The 19,355-nt window shown below is 60.5% G+C and carries 18 protein-coding genes and 2 pseudogenes; 11 read left to right on the top strand and 9 right to left on the bottom strand.

Annotation, left to right across the window (positions count from 1 at the left end; genetic code table 11):
* Positions 1–100, top strand: a 100-nt coding sequence (locus tag M1105_RS15230) for a transposase (protein WP_249581422.1), incomplete at its 5' end; no start/stop codon positions are given.
* A gap of 17 nt (positions 101–117) precedes the next feature.
* On the opposite strand, the gene M1105_RS15235 is transcribed toward M1105_RS15230, so the two are convergent.
* On the bottom strand, positions 118–498 hold the full coding sequence (locus M1105_RS15235) for a hypothetical protein (RefSeq protein WP_249581240.1): 381 nt from the start codon (positions 496–498) through the stop codon (positions 118–120).
* 331 nt (positions 499–829) lie between these two features.
* On the opposite strand from M1105_RS15235, the pseudogene M1105_RS15240 reads away from it, so the two are divergent.
* Positions 830–1,375: pseudogene (locus M1105_RS15240) on the top strand (IS6 family transposase); the annotation flags it as partial.
* A 147-nt stretch (positions 1,376–1,522) separates the two neighbouring features.
* On the opposite strand, the gene M1105_RS15245 reads toward M1105_RS15240, so the two are convergent.
* On the bottom strand, positions 1,523–4,090 hold the full coding sequence (locus M1105_RS15245; protein WP_249581241.1) for an MMPL family transporter: 2,568 nt from the start codon (positions 4,088–4,090) through the stop codon (positions 1,523–1,525).
* 151 nt (positions 4,091–4,241) lie between these two features.
* Here M1105_RS15245 and hpnA point away from each other — a divergent pair, with 151 nt between their 5' ends.
* Both hpnA and M1105_RS20990 read left to right on the top strand, forming a co-directional pair.
* The gene (gene hpnA / locus M1105_RS15250) at positions 4,242–5,246 is read left to right on the top strand and encodes a hopanoid-associated sugar epimerase (protein WP_249581423.1); all 1,005 of its coding nucleotides are present in this window, start codon (positions 4,242–4,244) and stop codon (positions 5,244–5,246) included.
* A 122-nt stretch (positions 5,247–5,368) separates the two neighbouring features.
* A pseudogene (locus M1105_RS20990) lies at positions 5,369–5,446 on the top strand (IS6 family transposase); the annotation flags it as partial.
* A gap of 135 nt (positions 5,447–5,581) precedes the next feature.
* Here the strand turns inward: M1105_RS20990 and M1105_RS15255 are convergent.
* From M1105_RS15255 to M1105_RS15275, 5 genes are all read right to left on the bottom strand, one after another.
* A complete protein-coding gene (locus M1105_RS15255; protein ID WP_249581242.1) occupies positions 5,582–6,283 on the bottom strand; it encodes an IS6 family transposase in 702 nt (233 codons plus the stop codon).
* Positions 6,284–6,686: 403 nt separating this feature from the next.
* A complete protein-coding gene (locus M1105_RS15260; protein WP_249581243.1) occupies positions 6,687–6,959 on the bottom strand; it encodes a hypothetical protein in 273 nt (90 codons plus the stop codon).
* A gap of 236 nt (positions 6,960–7,195) precedes the next feature.
* Positions 7,196–7,543 (bottom strand): SpoIIAA family protein, encoded by a 348-nt coding sequence (locus M1105_RS15265; protein WP_249581244.1) that lies wholly within the window; start codon positions 7,541–7,543, stop codon positions 7,196–7,198.
* Between the two features lie 94 nt (positions 7,544–7,637).
* Positions 7,638–8,753, bottom strand: a complete 1,116-nt coding sequence (locus tag M1105_RS20860) for a carbohydrate porin (RefSeq protein WP_249581245.1) — start codon at positions 8,751–8,753, stop codon at positions 7,638–7,640.
* A complete protein-coding gene (locus M1105_RS15275; protein ID WP_249581246.1) occupies positions 8,725–9,012 on the bottom strand; it encodes an integrase arm-type DNA-binding domain-containing protein in 288 nt (95 codons plus the stop codon). Before M1105_RS15275 ends, M1105_RS20860 begins: the two co-directional genes overlap by 29 nt.
* Before the next feature lie 758 nt (positions 9,013–9,770).
* Between M1105_RS15275 and M1105_RS15280 the strand changes: the two genes are divergently transcribed.
* The 6 genes from M1105_RS15280 to M1105_RS15305 all read left to right on the top strand — a co-directional run bounded on the left by M1105_RS15280 (position 9,771) and on the right by M1105_RS15305 (position 15,959).
* Entirely contained in the window at positions 9,771–11,477 is a 1,707-nt protein-coding gene (locus M1105_RS15280) for a sulfatase-like hydrolase/transferase (RefSeq protein WP_249581247.1), read from the top strand.
* Between the two features lie 42 nt (positions 11,478–11,519).
* Positions 11,520–12,359, top strand: a complete 840-nt coding sequence (locus tag M1105_RS15285; RefSeq protein ID WP_249581248.1) for a hypothetical protein — start codon at positions 11,520–11,522, stop codon at positions 12,357–12,359.
* 411 nt (positions 12,360–12,770) lie between these two features.
* A complete protein-coding gene (locus M1105_RS15290; protein WP_249581249.1) occupies positions 12,771–13,805 on the top strand; it encodes a metallophosphoesterase family protein in 1,035 nt (344 codons plus the stop codon).
* Positions 13,806–13,885: 80 nt separating this feature from the next.
* Complete coding sequence (locus M1105_RS15295) at positions 13,886–14,626, top strand: DUF1254 domain-containing protein (protein ID WP_249581250.1); 741 nt, start codon at positions 13,886–13,888, stop codon at positions 14,624–14,626.
* On the top strand, positions 14,623–14,949 hold the full coding sequence (locus M1105_RS15300; RefSeq protein WP_249581251.1) for a DUF1214 domain-containing protein: 327 nt from the start codon (positions 14,623–14,625) through the stop codon (positions 14,947–14,949). The genes M1105_RS15295 and M1105_RS15300 overlap by 4 nt, the downstream gene beginning before the upstream one ends.
* A gap of 11 nt (positions 14,950–14,960) precedes the next feature.
* A complete protein-coding gene (locus M1105_RS15305) occupies positions 14,961–15,959 on the top strand; it encodes a DUF1254 domain-containing protein (protein WP_249581252.1) in 999 nt (332 codons plus the stop codon).
* 443 nt (positions 15,960–16,402) lie between these two features.
* Here M1105_RS15305 and M1105_RS15310 read toward each other — a convergent pair whose 3' ends face one another.
* Entirely contained in the window at positions 16,403–16,945 is a 543-nt protein-coding gene (locus tag M1105_RS15310) for a hypothetical protein (protein ID WP_249581253.1), read from the bottom strand.
* A gap of 66 nt (positions 16,946–17,011) precedes the next feature.
* On the opposite strand from M1105_RS15310, the gene M1105_RS15315 reads away from it, so the two are divergent.
* Positions 17,012–17,476: a hypothetical protein gene (locus M1105_RS15315; protein ID WP_249581254.1), complete on the top strand. Its 465-nt coding sequence runs from the start codon at positions 17,012–17,014 to the stop codon at positions 17,474–17,476.
* A gap of 529 nt (positions 17,477–18,005) precedes the next feature.
* On the opposite strand, the gene M1105_RS15320 is transcribed toward M1105_RS15315, so the two are convergent.
* Positions 18,006–19,355 (bottom strand): cyclic 2,3-diphosphoglycerate synthase, encoded by a 1,350-nt coding sequence (locus M1105_RS15320; protein WP_249581255.1) that lies wholly within the window; start codon positions 19,353–19,355, stop codon positions 18,006–18,008.

Below are 19,355 nucleotides of genomic sequence, written 5' to 3' on the forward strand. Positions count from 1 at the left end.
CCGCCACTACAACACCAGACGGCCTCACAGCGCTCTTGGATGGCGGCCACCAGCCCCGGAAAGCATCGTCCGGATGGGCCGAAGGCCGACCATGAACTAACAATCACCGTGGACCAATCAAGTTGGGCTGCTCACGAGCTGCGTTCCGGAGGGTGTCGCCTCAAGCATTGACGGCACACCCAATAGACCGAGCCACGCCGCAAGTTGCTGTCCCGGCGCCAGCGATTGATAGGCTTCGGTGGCCTTGACGACTCCTTCCCAGAAGGATGCCCGCTCTTCTGCATCCTCGAAAATCCGTCGAAATCCGAAAAAACCTTGTAGGCTGCCGGACGCATTACGATAGACGCTTTCTATCGCGACGTCGGGCCGGCTTTCCGCGAGCCAGCGACGCAGCGCGAGGGGATCGGTGCTCTCGATCGGAACGGCATCCTCCCAACGACCGTCTGACGCGAGTTGGACGCTTGAGCGGACCAGATTTTCGTGATCGAGCCATTTCATTCGTGGACGCTGGCCGGCGGTCAGGCCCCCGTCAAGCATTATGGTGACTTCAGGCCGCTGCAAACGGACCACCTTCCAAGGGTCCGCTCGGTCCGCGACTCGGTCATCCGAGGTAATCTAGTCGTCGCTGACGCGGTGAATGGCTGCTTTTCGCGCGGCGCCGCAGCATTCGTCTCAGGCTAGCTTCTGGCTCTCGATGCTGCGCGCGCGTGCAGTATTCGCCGACCTGGTCCGGAATGGGCTCAGAGCGGTCGTTCGCTGCGGCTCCCACAGAGGTCCGCTCTGCGGACGAAGCCGACGTTGGGGAGGCGGCAGCTTTCGGCCCTGAACCGATCGGTTCGGGCCGATGTTTGCCGCCGAGACCAGGCGCAAGCGCACCGACAAGTTGCGGGCCTTCTCGAACTGGCGATGGCACGTCGACGAGGTGTTCGTGAAGATCAACGGCGAGCGGCATTATCTCTGGCGGGCTGTCGATCACGAAGGAGAAGTCCTCGAAGCCATTGTCACCAAGCGCCGCAACAAGAGAGCGGCATTGAAGTTCCTCCGGAAATTGATGCGGCGCTATGGCCGGCCGCAGCAGATCGTTACCGATCGTCTTGCGTCGTACCGCGCCGCACTGCGCGAGCTTGGCGGGTCGGATCTTCAGTCTACCGGGCGCTGGTTGAACAACCGCGTCGAGAACTCACACCTGCCACTGCGAAGACGGGAACGGGCGATGCTCCGCTTCCGGCGGATGCGAAACCTGCAGACCTTCGCCGCTGTCCATGCTTCCGTCCACAACCACTTCAACCAGGAACGCAGCCTCTCCAGCAGGAACATCTTCAAGGTCAACAGAACCGCCGCCCTCGAGGAATGGCGGCAGCTCTGTTCCGCCTAGGTTCCCGCGCTTGCGGGCAAACTGAGACGAGTTCGCATTCGTCTGACACCACCTCGCCGGCGCCTTCACCCCGGCCGAGTGCGCCAACTACTTCAGCGCCTGCGGCTACCATCCAGACTGATGGGATTCCGCTCTAGCTCTGAGCGCCTAGCTCTTCGTACGGCGTGTCCAGGCGATCAGAGACGGAGTGAGCATGAACGTCATCCAGACGGCAGCACAGAGCGAGATCGCGAGAAGGACACCCATACTTGCAGTACCACGATGATGTGAGAGCGCCAGAGTGCCAAAGGCGGCGATTGTCGTCAGCGCGCTGAAGAGAATGGCTATGGGGGTCGAGGTGTCAAAGACTTCGCTGGGTTTCGAGCTGGCGCGCAGCGCGAAATGCACCCCGCTGTCGATGCCAACGCCGATCAGGAGGGGAAGGACGAGGACGTTCGCATAGTTGAACGGCATGTCCAGAAGGATCCCGGCCCCGGTCGTCACCGCGGCCGCGAGGAGCAGCGGCACCGTGATCGCGGTGATACGGACCGGGTCACGGAGCACGATCGACGCAAGGAGCAAGCAACCGGCGAGGGCAAGGCTGGTCGCCTGGAGGATTGCGATTGCTACGGCACGGGAGGCACCGACGATCTGGTCGGGCGGTCCAGCCACGCCGGGCGCGACGGCTGAGACAGCACGGACGAAGGTCGCCATCGTGGCCGGATCAGAGATGTCGTCCACCGGAGCAATCTCGACCCTGAGGCGGCCGTCCGTCGCCACGAAGCGATCGCGGACGTCGTCAGGCAGAGTGCCGGCGGTGATCTCGCCGGCGAATAGCTGGCGCGTCATCCGGTCCAGCAGCATCGGGAAGTAGTGGAAGAGCTGCTCGCCGAGAACGGCGTCGCTCTCTTGTGTGCGGCGCACCGCGTAGGCACGTAGCTGCATCGCAAGCGCGGTCGCCGCGCCTCCGGGGCGATCCGAAAGGCGGGCTGCGAGGCTCTCGGGTGTCACATCGGCGGCGTCCCCTGCAAGGTCGATCGGCGTGCCGGAAACTGCATGCTGGATCGAAGGATAGGCGAGGTCGATGAGTTCGAGCTTGGCTGCCTGGTCGGCCGGCACCAGGTCGCCGAGCCAGGTTGCGCGGCTCACTTCCGGCAACGCCGTAAGCGCAGCGATCGCTTTTTCCGCCTCGACCGGATCTGCCACGAGCAGGCTGAGCTTCATCGGCGCGAAGTTCGCGTCCTCGACGAGCCAGCGATAGGCCTCGACGGAGGGCGCGCTCGGGTCGCGCAGGTTCATCGGGTCTGCATCGAAACGGGCAAAGGGGGACAGGGCGAGTCCGCCTAACCCGATCACCAGCGTCAGCCAGAAGAGGATGCGCCCGATCCTGGCCTGTGGCTGCCGGAGCCTGCGCGGAGGCGGCCCGGAAGCTAGTCCCGGCCAGAGCGCGACCGCGGCCGGCAGGACCGTGAGCGCCACGGCAAGGGCAATCAGCACGCCAGTCCCGCCGATCAGCCCGAGCTGCGCCATGCCGACGAAGTCGGTCGTGGCGAAGGCGAAGAAGGCGATCGCGGTGGTGAGGGCGCTGAGCACCAGCGCGTCCCCGATCGCCCGGCCCGCGGCGCCGAGCGCGGTGCGGGTGTCGTGGCTCTCGGCCGAGTGCTCGTCGAAGTACGACAGAAAGTGGATCGAGTAGTCGATGCCGAGGCCGACCATGAGCACCACGAAGGCGATCGAGATCAGGTTGAGCTCGCCGATGGCAATGCCCGCGAAGCCGGCCGTCAGCAGAACCGTAACGCCGAGCGCCGCGAGGGCGAGGAGAGCGCGGGCCATCGATCCGAGCGCGATGCGCAAGAGGAGTCCGACGAGGAGGACCGACAGCGCCATCGAGAGGCCGAGCGTTGAGGTCGTGCTCTGCAGCTCGTCGGCGCGGAGCGCGGGGTTGCCCGTCACTCCGATCTGCACCTTTTCTGCCAACGCGGGGTCAAGCGCGGCGATGGTGGCGCGGATCGCCGCCAAGGCTGTCCCGGCCGGCTCCAGTGCGGTAAAATCCAGCTTGGGTTCGAGTGTGATGACCCGCAGAACCCAGGCGGCACCCTCGCTGGACAACACGGAGCTCCAGCGGAAGGGCCGATCGCGTCCCTCCCGCGCGGCTGCGAGCACGGCGGCGGTTTCGGCATGGAGCGGATCGAGGTTTTGGTCGCCTTCGCCGGCTTGCGCGGCCAGCGCCGTCGCTGTGTCGAGCGCATGCAGGAAGCCGTCGACGCTCTGATCCGAGCGAAGCTCCGCGATCAGGTTCGATGCCTTGACGAGCCGAGAGAGCCGCTCGTCGAGCGCGTCGCGGTCGAGATAGAGGAGCCCGTGCGCCACCAGGATGGGGTCGACCGACGGAGCGAAGATCCGGTCGAACACCTCGGTCTCTGCCGAGAGACGCGACTCCAGCGTCGCGACAACGGCGTCGGCCGCGTCGACGGAGTCGGCGCGCACCACGATGACGATCGCATTCTCCTCGGCCGGAAACGCGGCATCGAGCATGTCGACCCGTTGCTGGAAGGCAAGCCGCTTCGACAGCATCCGGCTGGTATCGGTATTGATGCCCAGTTGTGACGCGGCAGCGGCGGCGACCAGCATCAGCAACCCGACAAGGGCGAGGGTGAGTGAGGGGCGCACGGTGACCGCTCTCACCCAGCCGCTCACGGCATCCCCGATCCTGTCGCGCGCTTCGGACACGGTCATCCTCCATCCGTCCAGCGCAGTCCCCTACGCGCGCGGGACGCCCCTGACAATGGCGCGTTGCTTTGCGCCTTCATGCGGCTCATATTCCGCCGATCGAGCGACCTTCTTCGCCGATCCACTTTTGTCCGCTCGAAAGGTCAAAGTCTTGAAGATGCTTGTCACCGGGGCGTCCGGCTTCGTCGGATCGGCGGTAGTTCGCCACCTCATCCGCTCAGGACGGACAGTGCGCGTGATGGTCCGTCGCGACTCGGACCGGCGCAATCTCGCAGGCCTTCCGGTCGAGACGGTCGTTGGCGACCTGACGAAGCCAGAGACGCTTCCCGGTGCGGTGCGCGGCTGCGCCGGCTTGTTTCACGTCGCCGCCGACTACCGGATGTGGGTGCCGGACCGCGACCGGATGTTCGCCGCGAACGTCGAGGGGACCCGCCACCTCATGCTGGCCGCCGCCGAGGCCGGGGTCGAACGGATCGTGCATACCAGCAGTGTCGCGACACTCGGGATCGTGCCGGGCGGCGTCGCCGACGAGGAAACGCCGGTAAGCTTCAGCGACATGATCGGTCCCTACAAGCAATCCAAGTTTCTTGGCGAGGCGGCCGTCCGGGAGCTTCAAGCGGCTCACGGGCTGCCGGTCGTGATCGTCAACCCCTCGACCCCGATCGGTCCGCACGACATCCGGCCGACGCCGACAGGAAAGATGGTGCTCGACGCCGCATCGGGCCGAATGCCCGCCTATGTCGACACAGGGCTCAACATCGTCCACGTCGATGATGTGGCGGCTGGACACCTCCTGGCCTTCGAGAAGGGTGTGCCAGGCGAGCGTTACATCCTTGGCGGAGAAAACATGACGTTGCGCGAGATCCTGACCGTGATCGCGGACCTCTCGGGACGGACGGCCCCGTGGGTGCATCTGCCGCACAGCTCGGTCTTGCCGATCGCGCAGGTCGCGGAACTGTTCGGGCGGCTGACCGGGATCGAGCCCTTCGTCACGGTCGATGCAGTACGGCTGGCTCGGAAGCGGATGTTCTTCTCTCCGGCCAAGGCCGAGCGACTTCTCGGCTATTGCGCCAGGCCGGCAGTCGAGGCTCTGCGCGCCGCGATCGACGGCTTCAGGGAGCAAGGACGCCTTGCTCACATGCCGCGCCGGGCGGCGGAGTAGGAGGCCGCTCAGCCTATTTTCAGTCTCTGGATTTCGAGACGGAATCAGGTTTGGCACTGTCAGAGCAACTCTGCTTGAGACGGCATGCCGGCCTGCCTACCCTCGCGGCATGAGCAAACCCCAGTCCATTCCGCCACTTCAAAACGAGCCCGGAGATCATCCGCCTGGCGGTGATGCTGTACGTCAGACTTGGCGCTTCACCAGTAGGCGCCCTACCTAGCCAGTCGCCCTGCAATGAGGTATCATAATACCCCAATCAGAGACTGATAGGTACTGTCAGGGTATTGGCAAGTTAACGGCGCTCTCGCGCAAAGTGACCCGGTTGCCTCTGAAGTTCAGGCGTCCATGGTCGCGTCAGCCCAAGCCGCGAAGGCCTGCGCTATGAAGTGACGCAGGGTCGGGCGGCTGACGAGATGCGCTCCGATGTTGAAGCAGTTGTAGACGGCGGCATGAGAGGCGAGGAAGCGTTGGGCGGAGCCCTGCGACTTGAACCTCTGCTGCTTGCGCTCACGCCTTCGGATCGGCAGATGCGAATTCTCGGCGCGGTTGTTGGCCTCAAGCCGACCGGGACGATGACGCTTCGGGAGCCCCTCTTCCCGCATCGCTTTGCGATAGGAGGCGAGGCCATCGGTCGTAATCGTCTGCGGGCGGACCCCGGTGTTCTTCATGAGCCGGCGCAGCAGTTTACGCGCTGCCTTAGCGTTGCGGCGCGTTTGAACGAGCATGTCGAACACCTCGCCCTCGTCATCCACCGCCCGCCAGAGCCACATCCGTTGGCCGCCGATCTTCACGACCATCTCGTCGAGGTGCCAGCGCCCTGTGGGAGAGCCGCGGCGCCGCCTGAGGTTGGCCGCGATCTTCGGGCCGAACTTGATGACCCAGTAGTGGAGGGTCTCGCGGCTGACCTCAATCTCGCGCTCGGCGAGCATCTCTTCGACATCGCGGAGGCTCAGCGTGAAACGCAGATAAAGCCAGACGGCGTAGCGGATCACATCCGTCGGAAACCGGTGGCGCTTGTAGCAAATCCTGCCGACCATACCCCTCGCCCACCATGCGCCACCTGGAAACAGAGACAGGTTAGACTTTGTCTGCCAACACCTCTGGTACCGCGATGTGCTCTTCGCACTGATCGGACAGATTACCGGCGGCTGAAGAATCACCGGAGAAGGAAGGTGGGATGCTGAAAGCAACTATAAATCAATGACTTGCGGGGTGGAGAAGGTTGGACGTCAGGCCCACCCTCTCCGCCACTTGCCCTCGCGAAAGCGTTCTCCCGATCCGGCTGGGACCGGATTTTTCCGTTGTTTTCGAGAGTTATGCGGGAGGCGCTGAGCACCGGACCCGCCGCCTGGTAGCCTGAAAACGGTCTCTCAGGGCCGTTGTTCTCTGGACCTGATGACTGCGCGGATTTGGTGCAGAGCTTGTAGCTCACTGAGATCCCTAGGCTTTCCAGCAGGGCGACCTGAACACTTCGATGCCGGTGGCACTCGCCGAAATGGAACAGAAATCGAACGTCCGCGATTGCGGCCGTTCGCTGCGGCGCTTCGTGATGACCGGGATGCGGACAAAGCGGACCTTAGGGCAATCGACCGGAAAGAGCGCGATCGGCCCATACTCGCCATTGGGGCGGCGCAAGCCAAATGTCTGATTCTGGGTGGCGCGCTTGTTCGGCGCCGGTGCTGTTGGTCGTGCCTGACGCAGCTGGTGCTGCATCCTGCCTTAACCGCAACGGTAACTCATCCATACCGGTGGCCCCTCTAGAGGATGCTTTGCCTTTGTCCGGCTCGCCGGGAAAGTCTCTCGCGTCGCCGGCTGAGCGCGCCGAGATGCTAGCTGAAGCGCGGCCATCGTTAGATCGCGCAGTACTGCATCTCTGAATGCGACTGACGTCGATAATCGACGGACTGATCACACCAGCTTCGATGGATGCGTAGGAGCGTGCTGGGCGATTAATCGGAAAACTCGCCGAGCCAAGTGATTGCGCGTGCGCGATCGCTCTCATCGAAGACGCCGCACAGGGCGCCGATCTGGTCGCAGAACGTCCTGAACGCCTCATGCCACTTCTTGTCGCCCACGAACGCCGCACGCTCGATCTCTCTCATGGCAACCCAGTTCGCGAATCTGTCGGCTTCGCTGCGCGCAGACGGAGCGGTATCGCTCGTGAAGCAGATCAGAAGCTTCCGGTAGTGGCGGGTCATGTTCAGCTCATCGAAGTCGAGCATCACCCCATCCATATCCGGGCGGTCGAACGGGCCAGCGGCCTCTATGCCGAAGATATCGCCGGGAAGGTCGGACATAATTCTGATCACGTGGTTTCCTCCCGTTCGCGCATCAGGTCTTGGGGTGCGTCCCGGGCCTCGGCGCCGTTCGCCATAACCTTCTCATTTCCCCTCACAGCGCGAGCCTCGCGCGCAGGCCCAAGACACCGATCACATCCTTCGAGGGGTCGAGCGCCGGGTCGAAAATCACCTGCACATCCGGCGTGATTGCGAGGTGCTCGCCGACATTGAACCGGTAGAAGAACTCGGCCGTTATCTGATCGTCGGCGCCCTTGCCAAAGCTCGCCTCGCTGGGCCTGCCCCAGTTGACACCGACAGCGAGAAGATCCCGTCCCGGACCAGGGTGTGGTTGCCAGCCTATGCCGGCACTGACCGACGCTTCGAGCAGCGCTCCACCATCCTTGGAATATCCGCCGCGGAGGAAGGGCAGCCACTGCTCTCGGACATACCAGCTGGCCGAGCCGACGACGCCCCAGCCGTCATCGATCCCGAGATCGCCGGATCCATCCGTGTGCCAGAAAGTGGCGTGAATGTTGTCGAAGATCAGCCGCTCTCGCGCGCTCGTCCACCCGACCTCGACCGAGGAGAAGTACTCATTCTCGCCAAAGAATGTCTCAAAGCCAGAGAAGACTTCGTTCGAGTCTCCATTGGCATCGGCAAGTCCGGCAATGACATAGATGTTGTCGGTGAGGAACATCGCTCCGGCGATGCCGAAGGTTGCATCGTCCGGCAGGCCGATGGTCGCGCTTCCGGTCGAGAAGACGAAGTTCGTATAGTGCAGCCACGGGCTGCCGAGTGCGAAGGCATCAACATAGTCGGAGGTGTCGAGAAAGCCACCGATGACCGTGCCGTGTCCATCTCCGAAGCGCTGGCGCCAATAGAGGTTCGTGACCCTTGCTCCCTGATCATTGAACGGCGTCCCGATCAAGCCGGCATAGCCCACATCGAAACCGAGCCCGCTTGCGGGGATGGCGGTATAGGCATGGCGATGCTCAACCTTGAAGACGAGGGCGCCCGTATTGGGCGTTCCACGGCCAAGTAGCTCCCAAGCACCATAGAAGCGAGCGATCCCCGAGGCCGACGATCCGTTCCCGTTGTTGTCCGTCGTGGTTAGCCCGAGAGTCGTATAGTCGACACCGAAGCTGATCCCCGTGGCGTCCTCGAGCGAGGCCTTCGCCTCGAAGTAGGGGTCTAGAAATTCAAGATCGAAGAGCGCGTCGATCTGCACTTGGATCACGGCCAGCCGCCATCGCGCTGAGGAGTCCGAGGGCGCGTTTGCGCGCGACATCGACGGCGATCACATCGGCACGACCAATGCTGACGCGCTTCGTTTGGCGATCGACCTGACCCTCGGCGAAGAAGACCTTGGACCTGGTGCCGACGCGCACCCCGAAACCTCGGAGGATGTCGTCGCGGTAGAACTCTTGTCCTGCGGTGGTGAGGGGCAATGCATCCACGGATTTCCGGGTAAGGCGCAGACTGGGCATTTCGTACTCCTTTCGCTTACTCTAAGATAAGCTCGTGGAGTTTTAAATTAAATGTTTTCAATGACTTATGATAGAATAGCCAACTCTGTCATGTAGCATCCAAGCACGCCCATGTCCGTCCAGGATCACCTATGAATGGCGACGATCGCGGCACTTCCACGTGCTGGCGTCACCGACGCATTGTTCGCCGGCCCTTTACGCCAACCTTCGGGAAGCCCTTGCCCTGAATCGCTTTTCCCATCGGCTGCGTCCGATTGGCCGGCCTAAAGAAGGGAGAAATTCGAAGGAAGTGCCCCGTTGGGGACAACGCGCAGCCAGGGTTTTCTGTGTTTACAGGGTTATTTTCGGCCGAGCGGCGCTGGCCCTGCCGTGTAACATAAGGGCGCTTCTCCCATAGCAAGCATCGCTGCCGGATAGGCCGGAGTCAGCTCTCGGCCCATAGCTGACGCTCGCGCCCGCTGCAGCGAATGATCACTTTAAGCCCAAGGCGGACATCTACCCATTCCCGCTGCGACACATTCATCGTCATCAGGAGAAGGGTGAGCCTTCGTTGATTTGGGTCAATGCTGAGAAAGCCACCCTTATTTAACCTTACCAACTAATGGAAATGAGAATCTGTGCGCTCTCTACTAGCCGGCGCCTGACAAAACGCCGTGGCGATGCGGTATGCCGTCGACGCCGCAAATTGCAGAAGACAGATCCGTCCGGATGACCACAACGTCGGCAATCGCCTGAGACAAAATTCAGCGGAGGTATTCATGAGATACTATCGCTTTTTGATAACCCTACTGGCCGCGCAATTCCTATCACTGGGCCACGGACACGCTCAGGGAATCGTCCACGATTCCGAGTTCTATATCCTGCAGGCGCAGCATGGCGACGAGTGGGTCCGGCAGGACGCCGAACTGGACCGGAAGCTTGGAGAGCTTCGCGAAAAGTTCGGCAAACCACCAAACATCATCCATATCATGTGGGACGACACGGCGGTTGGCGAGATAGGCATCCCAGAAATTCAGAAGGTTCGCGGGTGGGCGACTCCCCACATGAACCAGCTCGCCGAAGAAGGCATGAATTTCATGCGCATGTATACCGAGCCATCATGCACGCCCAGCCGCGCGGCCGTGATGACTGGTCGGCTTGCGGTTCGCAACGGCATGTACAATGTCGGGTTCCCCTATGAATATGGGGGGCTGGCTGCGGATGAAGTGACCATCGCGGAAGTGTTGGGCGAGGCCGGGTATGCCACGGGCTTCTTCGGAAAAGCCCATCTAGGCGATGTCGAATCGAGCTATATGACCAAGCAGGGCTTCGACGAGGCGCTGTGGTCGCCCTACAATCAGGTACCAAGCCTCTACGTACCACAAGGGCAGATGGCGGCTCTTGCTCCGGCCGTCATGTTTCCCGAATTGTTCCCCGATGACCCCTACGACATCGACAAGGGCTGGCGGCCGACCGGCTATGTCTGGGCGCTTGAGGGGACGAAGGGCGGACCAGTTCGCGAGGTAGGCAATCCTCCCAATCACGATGACTACATGAAGCTGGAGGATGAATATTTTGCTCGCGCAGAGGCGTTCATTCGTAAGAATGCAGCAGGCGACAAACCGTTCTTCCTGGCGCTCTGGCCGCAGGCCACGTCGTTCTTGGGCTTCCCGGACCGGGTCACCGTTTCTGGCGGCTTACCCCAGGAAGCTTTGGCGCGCATGGACGTTCGGATCGGAGAATTGCGCGGCGTGGTCGAAGACCTCGGCATTGCCGAAAACACCCTCGTAGTGCTGATGGCCGACAATGGCCCCATGGTCCACAACGGACCACCGGGAATGGTCGAGACGCTCTATACAGGCGGCAAGGGCGATTACACCGAAGGCGGCGTGCGAGTTCCCGCGATCGCTTGGTGGCCTGGCGTAATCGAACCCGGTCAGATCGTCGGTGACATCATTCACGAAACCGATCTCTTCACGACGTTTGCCCGATTAGGTGGCGCCATCGACAACATCCCGACCGATCGTATCATTGACGGCGTAGACCAGACCGCTTTGGTCCTCGATGGTGATGGCAAGAGCCGCCGCGACTATGTTTTCATCTATACGGGCCCCATCTTGGCGGCGAGTGTCAAGGGCCGTTACAAGAAGCACTGGGTTGGCGCAAAACCTGGTCTCTCAGGTCCCGAGTTCTACGATCTCTACAACGACCCACGTGAGGTCAGTGGTCAGTTGCTGTCCATGTTCCCCGCAAAGGGCATGTTCAATATTATGAAGACCCGACATTTAGCATGGAAGAAGCAGTATCCTGACAAGGGTCAGAACCGCGATCTTCCGTTCCAGAACATCGAGAACGCGCGGGCTGCGACGGTTGCTGCTTCGAAACCGCGGATCAACCCGGGTCAATTGCCCTTTGATCCCAAGGACGCGCTGCTGGCGGTTCCCGAGTGGGAAAATATCGACGCGCGCTGGGGTATCGGACAGTGATCCCAAAGGGATCAGTTGCGGCGGCGGCACGGGGGGAAACAAATGATAGCTCGACGAATCCTGAGCTTTTTGGCGTTGCTGGGTGCGGTTCTGAGCTTCAGCCCAGCGTCCGCACAGACGATCGTCTTCGACGAGGGCACGCAAGACGACTGGCGCTTTTCCGTGACGCCGTATCTCTTCCTGCCGGTCACCACCACAGGGACATCGACGGTCGATGGAGCTAGCGTCGATGTGGATCTGGACCTCGCCGACGTTTTCGATGCGCTGAACTTTGCGGCATCGATGCGGGCAGAGGTCTGGAAGGGCGACTTCGGCCTTATGACGGATCTCTACTATGTCCATCTCGGCGGAGGTGCGACGGAAAGCCTGCCGGGCGTCGGGAGCGCTCGGGTTGACATCTCGGTCAAGCAGGGCTGGGTCGCGGTCCTTGCTGGCTATCGTTTCCTGGAAGGATCCTATGGCGCTCCCGGCGCTCTGCGTCGTTATGCGTTCGATGCTGGGGCAGGATTTCGCTACAACAACCTGCATCAGAAGGTCGATGCTAAGGTGAACATCGATATCGGACCGTCCCCGGGTTTTCAAAGTTCACTCGGCGGGACCGAAGTCTGGTTTGAACCGACCTTCACACTGCGCGGCGGGGTAGAAGTCAGTGAGAGCTGGACCTTGGCTGCCCGCGCAGACATCGGCGGCTTTGGTGTCGGCGGGGATAATCTGCAGTGGATCGTCGTTGCCGGCGCCGATTACCAACCTTGGGAAGATGTCTCTTTCAAGATCGGCTGGCAGTTCTATGGGATCGATTTCGCGACCAATCGATCCGACGGTCGCTTTGCCTATGATGTTTTCGAGACGGGCCCGTACCTAGGTGCGACGTTCCGCTTCTGAACGGAGACGACGCAAGGGTCCTGTCAGAGAAAACCGGTTTGAGCCGGGGGAGCGGCCTACCCACCCGCTCAGGATGACCAATCCGAGCTCGTTCCGCCACTTCAAGACCTCGCCGGAGATCATCCGCCCGGCGGTAATGCTACGCGGTTCGCCCGCAGAGCGGACGTCGGTGCGGAGCGCAGAAAACAGCCGCTTCCCGCCGTATTCCGACGTCGGATGCGGTGCAGCGAATGGCCGGACCGGGCTCGGAGCAGTCGTTCGCTGCACGGATAACGAAGGGCGGCTCAGCGGACAGACCGGTCGTCCACCCATCTCTTGAACTGCTCTTCAGCCCCCGTTTGAGACGCGTCAAAGACATACGCGTGGAGCAAAGCTATGCCTACACCGCGACAAAACAATGGAGAAGTTCTCATGAGACAGTTTGCCCTGAAAGCATGTCGAACGCTTGCTGCGCTCGCACTGTGCATCGCAGGAAGCGACGGGACTGCAGCCGACTTCAGCTACAATGCAGATGCTCTCACTGGCGCGAAGCCATGGACATCCGAGGACTTCAACAACAATCCGGACAACTTCCAATTCATTGTCGTGGGAGACAGGACAGGAGGCGCGAACGTCGAGGGCACCTTCGACTTGGCTGCGGAGCAAATTCGGCTATTACAGCCCGAATTCGTCATCAATGTTGGAGACCTGATTGAAGGCTACAGCGACGACCGGGCTGAACTGCATGCCGAGTGGGATGAAGTGGACGCCATGCTGGCCAAGATCCAGGTTCCGTTCTTCCGAACACCCGGCAACCACGACATCGCGAATTCGGTCGCGCAAGAAGTCTGGCGAGAGCGATTTGGCGCGACCTACTACAGCTTCGTCTATGGGAATACCCTGTTCCTAGTGCTCGACAGTGAAGACCCGCCCCGCGAAGCCCCGGAAGGCATGAAGGAAAAGATCGAACTCTACAATCGACTTCAGACTGAGGATCCGGAGCAGGCAAAGGCCATGCTGGCGGAATTCATGTCCGATGAATCTGTCGTGGCGGGGCTCGCGATGCAGGTTGAGTTCCACGAGGCGCAAACCGAATTTATCCGTGACGCGTTGGCGCAGAATCCGGACGTGCGTTGGACCTTCCTTTTTCTCCATGAGCCAGCTTGGGAGAACCCCTCTGACAGCTTCAAGGCGATCCAGGAAATGCTCAAGGAGCGCGATCACACCTTCATCGCGGGTCATCTTCACTACTATGACTACGACAACATCGACGGGCATGAGCACATCACGATGGGACCTGCGGGTGCGTCTTTCCACCTTGAGGGGCCTGGAAACGTCGATCACGTAATGTGGGTCACGATGACCGAGGATGGACCTGAGATTGCCAACATTGCGCTGAAAGGGGTGTTCGGTCGCAAAGGTCTCGATCCTGAGTTGTTCGGCGCCTACGATCGAAAGGGCCACTAGTAACCTCCGACTCGAAGTGTCTAGCGGGATCATGCCCTTTGGCGAATTCCCAAAGGCGCGTCCATGTCATGGGGTGTAACATGCATAGATCGAATTTCACCTGCGCTATAGGCTTGGTTGCCGGTACGATTATCGGTGCCGGCACGGCTTTGGCCCAGGATGCAGGGAGCAACTTGCGCGGGCTCCTTGAGGCTCGGGAAATCCCGGTCACTATCGATAATTTCATCAGGGCTGCAACGGATATCGAGCTCGACAAGTATGTCTCGCTGGCGGGCGGCGTGAACCGCTTCTTCCATTTCCGTGATCCGACGCCGGTGGAAAACCAGCCGACGATCCGGATGAACCGAGACACGCTCTATAGCGTTGCTGTCATCGACATAAGCGAGGGCGCGACCCTGACACTGCCGGATGTAGGCGATCGCTACATGTCTGCGATGGTCATCAATCAGGACCATTTCATCAACGCGGTGTTTCACGGCGGCGGCACCTATACTCTCGACATGGAGACTTGCGACACACCCTACGTCATCGTCTTTATGCGCACGCTCGTGGACGCCGCCGACCCGGACGACGTGGCAGAGGTGAACGCACTCCAGGACCTGATGACGCTGGAAGCAGCGTCAGCAACACCCTTCATCCCGCCGGATTACGACGAGGAAAGTTTTGAAGCACTGGTCGCGTCCATTCTGAGCTTTGGACCGTTCGTTCCAAACAGCTTCCACACGTTCGGACACCGGGAGGCGGTGGAGCCAGTGCGCCACTTCCTCGGTACGGCCGGCGGCTGGGGGGGGGGCTTCCCGAGACGGAAGCGCTTTACTTGAACATCGATCCGGGCCTACCGCCGGAGGCGTATAGGATCGAAGTGCCTGCCGACGTGCCGGTCGGCGCGTTCTGGTCCGTCAGCCTCTACAACGCTGACGGGTTCTTCGAACCGAACGCGCTTGGCGCCTACAACATCAACTCGGTCACTGGTGAACGAAACGACGACGGCTCGATGACGGTGCATCTCGGCGGTTGCGACGATGGCCGCGTCAACTGCTTGCCGATCATGGACGGCTGGAACTACACCGTCCGGCTCTACCAGCCCGGCCCGGAGGTACTCGACGGTGGCTGGACCTTCCCGGCCGCCGAGCCCGCAAACTGAAAGGACGAACGATGCTCAGGAGGCTCATCGCGATTGGTCTGCTCATGCCCTCTCTCGCCGCGGCACAAGACGTCACGATCGACACCCTGATCCGCGCGGAAACGGACCACATGTTCCGCTCCGGCATGGCCGCCTATGGATTGGATGTCGGAGAGCTGAACCACGTTCGGGTGCCGACGACGCCTGACAATCAGCCGGTCATCCGAATGAACCAGGACACGCTCTATTCCCAGGTTCTGTTGGATCTTTCCGAGCCGGTGGAGATCACGCTGCCCGAGATCGGCGGGCGGTACCAGTCGATGCACGTGCTCAATCAGGACCACGACATGTTCGTCGAGGCGCAGCCGGGAACTTACACGCTGACGGAAGAGGAGGTGGGCACGCGGTTTGCGTCCGTTACGTTCCGCACTTTCGTCGACGTCACGGATCCTGAGGACATCGAGGCCGCCCATGCTGCTCAGGATCAGATCGCGATCAGCGGTGGCGGCTCCGGCCCCTTCGACGCGCCGCTCTGGGATCTCGACAAGCTCGCGATGGCGCGCCGGGCGATCAACGATCTTGCATCCCTCGGGTTCCAGTCGACTCATGCCTTCGGCCGCAGGGAGGATACGCAGCCCGTCGCGCGCCTTATCGGCGCCTTGTCGGGATGGGGCGGCCTGCCGAGGACAGCGGCCACCTATATCCTCGCCAGCGTTGAGCAGAACGATGGCGAGACGCCATATGTGATCAATGCCAAGGACGTGCCCGTGGACGCCTTCTGGTCGGTCACGGTTTACAATGCCGAGGGCTATCTCGAGGAAAACGACCTCGGCGTGAACAGCTACAACAACTTCTCCGCCGCGCCCAACGAGGATGGCTCCTTCACGATCCACTTCGGCGGCTGTCATGATGGACGGGTGAACTGCATCCCCGTAACGCAGGGTTGGAACTATGCCGTGCGAATGTACCAACCCCGGGAAGAAATCCTCGACGGAAGCTGGACCTTTCCGGCAGCGGAGCCGACTGGTTGAAATCAAAAGAGCGGCATCGACGTGAACTCCTCGGAAGGCAACGAGATCCGCAGCCACAGGACGACTTCATCGCCTGCACCGTAGCGTTGAGGGCCGCTTTGTCCGCTGAGCCGCCTTTCGTTATCCGTGCAGCGAACGACCGCTCTGAGCCCTTTCCGGAAGTGGTCCGCCCGGCGCCCTCGCAAATGCAGCATAAGCTCAACCGAGGTGAAAGCTGCGGCGCAGAAGGAATAGCGGTCATTCGTGACCAGCGCAGCGAGATCTCAGACCCCGATGTCCGGGTTGCGGACGTTGCAGTCGTTGATCTTTCTAGTGACTTACAGACGTTCGCCAATTTCTCGCCAGTGTTTGCATTGCGGGCAAAGCAGACTCTCTCGGAAGAACTATTGGAGTGCTTTCAGGAGCCTGGAAGAGCAAAGAGCGGAAAGTCAAAAAATGATGGATCAAGCCCCAAACAGACCGGAGTATGCCACAAATAATAGCATCGCCGTGGTTATAAAATTGGCCGCCAACAAGATGCCTGCGCCTTTCCATCCAAGAGATGATCTAAGGATCAGAGCTAATACAAGAAACTCAATTGAGAAGTTTACAGTCGTGAATAATATTGTGGATACAATTTCGTAAAAGTCTTTGGCTGCATCAAATAATATTGGATGTATAGCAAACATTATACCTCCACCAATAAACGAACCAACCGATGTCGAGGCGGCGTACAGAACACATGCAACTATCCCCGATTTTTCCCAAGAATAGTCCGAGATTTTTTTAACGGCTACAGCCTCAATCAATACAGTTAATGGGAGCGTCGCAATCATAGCCACGCTAGTCCCCAGCAACATGACAAAATTTGGAGCATTCCCGTGTGCTGATGAGGGCAGTGTTAATAGCCACAATGCGATACAGCCCGAGAGCAGAGCCGAAGCCGTCGAGGTTGTGGAAAACACTGTTTCCATTGACCTACGAATTAATTTAACGGCAATCCACATTATCAATCAGCCTCCCGGGCCCTTCTCTGCCACACTCGTGAATACCGTAAAGCAACAAGAACGGCATTGATCTGCGTCAAGGCGACTGCAGACCTGTTCGATGACAATTCAGTGATGCTGGGTGCGGATAATTCCAACACACTAGGACGAGCGCTGATCGTCTTTCTTAAGGTATGGTTGTACGTCATCTTCTGTATCGTGGCAGTATTCGCAGCCTCTGGCTTATTTGGCAATTGGGAGCTATTTCCCCCAGGGCAATTTGGGATAGTTGTCGAGCTGATCGTTTTGATCTTTGCCTTCAAAGCGTTCCAGTGGCTAAGGCAATCACTGATCACGACGTTTGTGCTAGCGGTCGGCGGGATTTTGGTTTGTCTCTTACTCTATGCAGTCTTTGTTTCAGAGTATGACGACGGCGGCTCGCTGATTGGCTTGGCCAAAGCGTTCATTACGATCTTCAGCATTCCGATCAGCGTTGTTCTTACCCTTGGTTATCTTCTTTGGAAGTGCTTCAAAGGTGGAAATCTTTCCTAATAGACCAAGCCTCAATTCAAAACACATTACGCCAAGGCGAACGTCCGCTCCGGGCTCGAAGCAGTCGTTCGCTGCAAGTTGTCCGAGTGTCCGCTTTATAGAGGTAACCTAAACTCAAGAGAGGGGTTGGACCGAGAGCGCAAGGCGCCCTGCAGACTTCAAAAGCCGTACATGGGGTGGGGTGGTGTGCCGGGTCGGAAGTAGTCGGCACCGTGCGGGCACCCTTAACATCATGGACCATCCGCGAAGTGCGTGAGTGACATATCGTGGTGCAGACTGCCACGAAGCGATTTTCGGAGGACAAGATTTTTCTTCAGTTCAGGATGGTCATTGATGGGCCGGTGAGCGGTGGTGCTCGCGTGAAGGCGCCTTGTCGTCAGCTCGCGGGGTAATCAGTTGCCCTGTTGATGTGACCGATATCTGAGCGCGACGCTGATATTACTCGAGGTGAGCGAGAGATTGTTCAAACTCGACATTGGCGACTAGGGCGCGGTGCCGCTCGATAACAGACACCAATCCACCCGGGTAATTATCGTGCGACTTTCTGGATGAACCGGTCAACGATCCCCTCGATCTTCGGCTCGGAAGCGCCAACGTATTCATAGCTTGCGCGGACGGTCGGCTTGGCAATGGACAACAGCTCGGCGAGATCGCAGGGCGTTGCCACCACGACAATGTCCGCGTCTGCTGCGGAGATGGTTGCCTCGAGATCCCGGAGTTGATCGGCATTGTATCCGACGGCGGGAAGAACGCGGTCAATGTGGGGATAGGCTTCGAAGACGCGAACGAGATCGCCCCGCGCGCTCTTTCTAGCATCGACGATCTCGGCGGCGCCGGCGGCACGTGCGGCGACGTATCCCGCGCCGTAGGCCATGCCGCCATGGGTCAATGTCGGGCCATCCTCGATGACGAGGGCGCGCTTGCCCGCGACCGCAGCCGGATCGTCTAGTGTGACGACCGACTGCCCATGTACTACCGTCGCAGTCTTATTGACCTGCCTTACCCCGGCGATGACCGTCTCGATACCTTCGGGATCAGCAGAGTTCGTCTTAGCCACGAGGACGACGTCGGCCATGCGCAGCACCGCCTCGCCCGGGTGGTGCGTCGTCTCATGTCCAGGACGCAGAGGATCGACTAGGACGATCATGACCCCAGGCCGCAGGAAAGGCAGGTCATTGTTGCCGCCATCCCAGATAAGCACGTCGGACTCAGCCGCCGCCGCCTGAGCGATCCGCTCATAATCAACACCGGCAAATACGATGTTTCCAATCCGAATGTGCGGCTCGTACTCTTCGCGTTCCTCGACGGTGCAATCCGCTGCCGCCAGGTCCTCCAGCGTTGCCAGGCGCTGCACGGCCTGCTGCTCAAGCGCACCATAGGGCATCGGGTGGCGCAGCACCCCGACCCGAAGCCCGCGGGCTTTCAAATGCCGCGACACGTGACGAGCGACCTGCGACTTACCGCATCCAGTCCGGACTGCGCAAATCGCGATCACCGGGACCGGCGCATCGATCATCGTACTGGCGCCCCCCGGCAAAACAAAGTCAGCGCCGGCGGCGATCGCCTGCGATGCCAGATGCATTACCTGCACATGGCTGACGTCACTGTAGGCGAAGACGACCTGGTCGACCGCGTACTCCTGGCAAAGCTCGGTCAGGCGCGCCTCGTCCTCGATGGGAATGCCATCCGGATAGAGAGGGCCCGCCAGGCTGGCCGGGTAGCGCCGACCGCCGATCCCTGGGATCTGGGCGGCCGTGAAAGCGACGACCTCCACACCCGGATCGTCGCGGTAGAGCATGTTGAAATCATGAAAGTCACGCCCGGCCGCGCCCATGATCACGACGCGTTCCCGGACGTTCATCGCACTGGTGTCGGCCAT

The sequence above is a fragment of the Thermohalobaculum sediminis genome (genome assembly GCF_023487995.1).
Taxonomy (GTDB): Bacteria; Pseudomonadota; Alphaproteobacteria; order Rhodobacterales; family Rhodobacteraceae; genus Thermohalobaculum; species Thermohalobaculum sediminis.

Bases quoted from the DNA above. Each gene is read 5' to 3' on its own strand.
- M1105_RS15235 (WP_249581240.1), bottom strand. From the start codon at position 498: ATGAAATGGCTCGATCACGAAAATCTGGTCCGCTCAAGCGTCCAACTC.
- M1105_RS15245 (WP_249581241.1), bottom strand. From the start codon at position 4,090: ATGACCGTGTCCGAAGCGCGCGACAGGATCGGGGATGCCGTGAGCGGC.
- hpnA (WP_249581423.1), top strand. From the start codon at position 4,242: ATGCTTGTCACCGGGGCGTCCGGCTTCGTCGGATCGGCGGTAGTTCGC.
- M1105_RS15255 (WP_249581242.1), bottom strand. From the start codon at position 6,283: ATGGTCGGCAGGATTTGCTACAAGCGCCACCGGTTTCCGACGGATGTG.
- M1105_RS15260 (WP_249581243.1), bottom strand. From the start codon at position 6,959: ATGCAGCACCAGCTGCGTCAGGCACGACCAACAGCACCGGCGCCGAAC.
- M1105_RS15265 (WP_249581244.1), bottom strand. From the start codon at position 7,543: ATGTCCGACCTTCCCGGCGATATCTTCGGCATAGAGGCCGCTGGCCCG.
- M1105_RS15275 (WP_249581246.1), bottom strand. From the start codon at position 9,012: ATGCCCAGTCTGCGCCTTACCCGGAAATCCGTGGATGCATTGCCCCTC.
- M1105_RS15280 (WP_249581247.1), top strand. From the start codon at position 9,771: ATGAGATACTATCGCTTTTTGATAACCCTACTGGCCGCGCAATTCCTA.
- M1105_RS15285 (WP_249581248.1), top strand. From the start codon at position 11,520: ATGATAGCTCGACGAATCCTGAGCTTTTTGGCGTTGCTGGGTGCGGTT.
- M1105_RS15290 (WP_249581249.1), top strand. From the start codon at position 12,771: ATGAGACAGTTTGCCCTGAAAGCATGTCGAACGCTTGCTGCGCTCGCA.
- M1105_RS15295 (WP_249581250.1), top strand. From the start codon at position 13,886: ATGCATAGATCGAATTTCACCTGCGCTATAGGCTTGGTTGCCGGTACG.
- M1105_RS15305 (WP_249581252.1), top strand. From the start codon at position 14,961: ATGCTCAGGAGGCTCATCGCGATTGGTCTGCTCATGCCCTCTCTCGCC.
- M1105_RS15310 (WP_249581253.1), bottom strand. From the start codon at position 16,945: ATGTGGATTGCCGTTAAATTAATTCGTAGGTCAATGGAAACAGTGTTT.
- M1105_RS15320 (WP_249581255.1), bottom strand. From the start codon at position 19,355: ATGGCCGACACCAGTGCGATGAACGTCCGGGAACGCGTCGTGATCATG.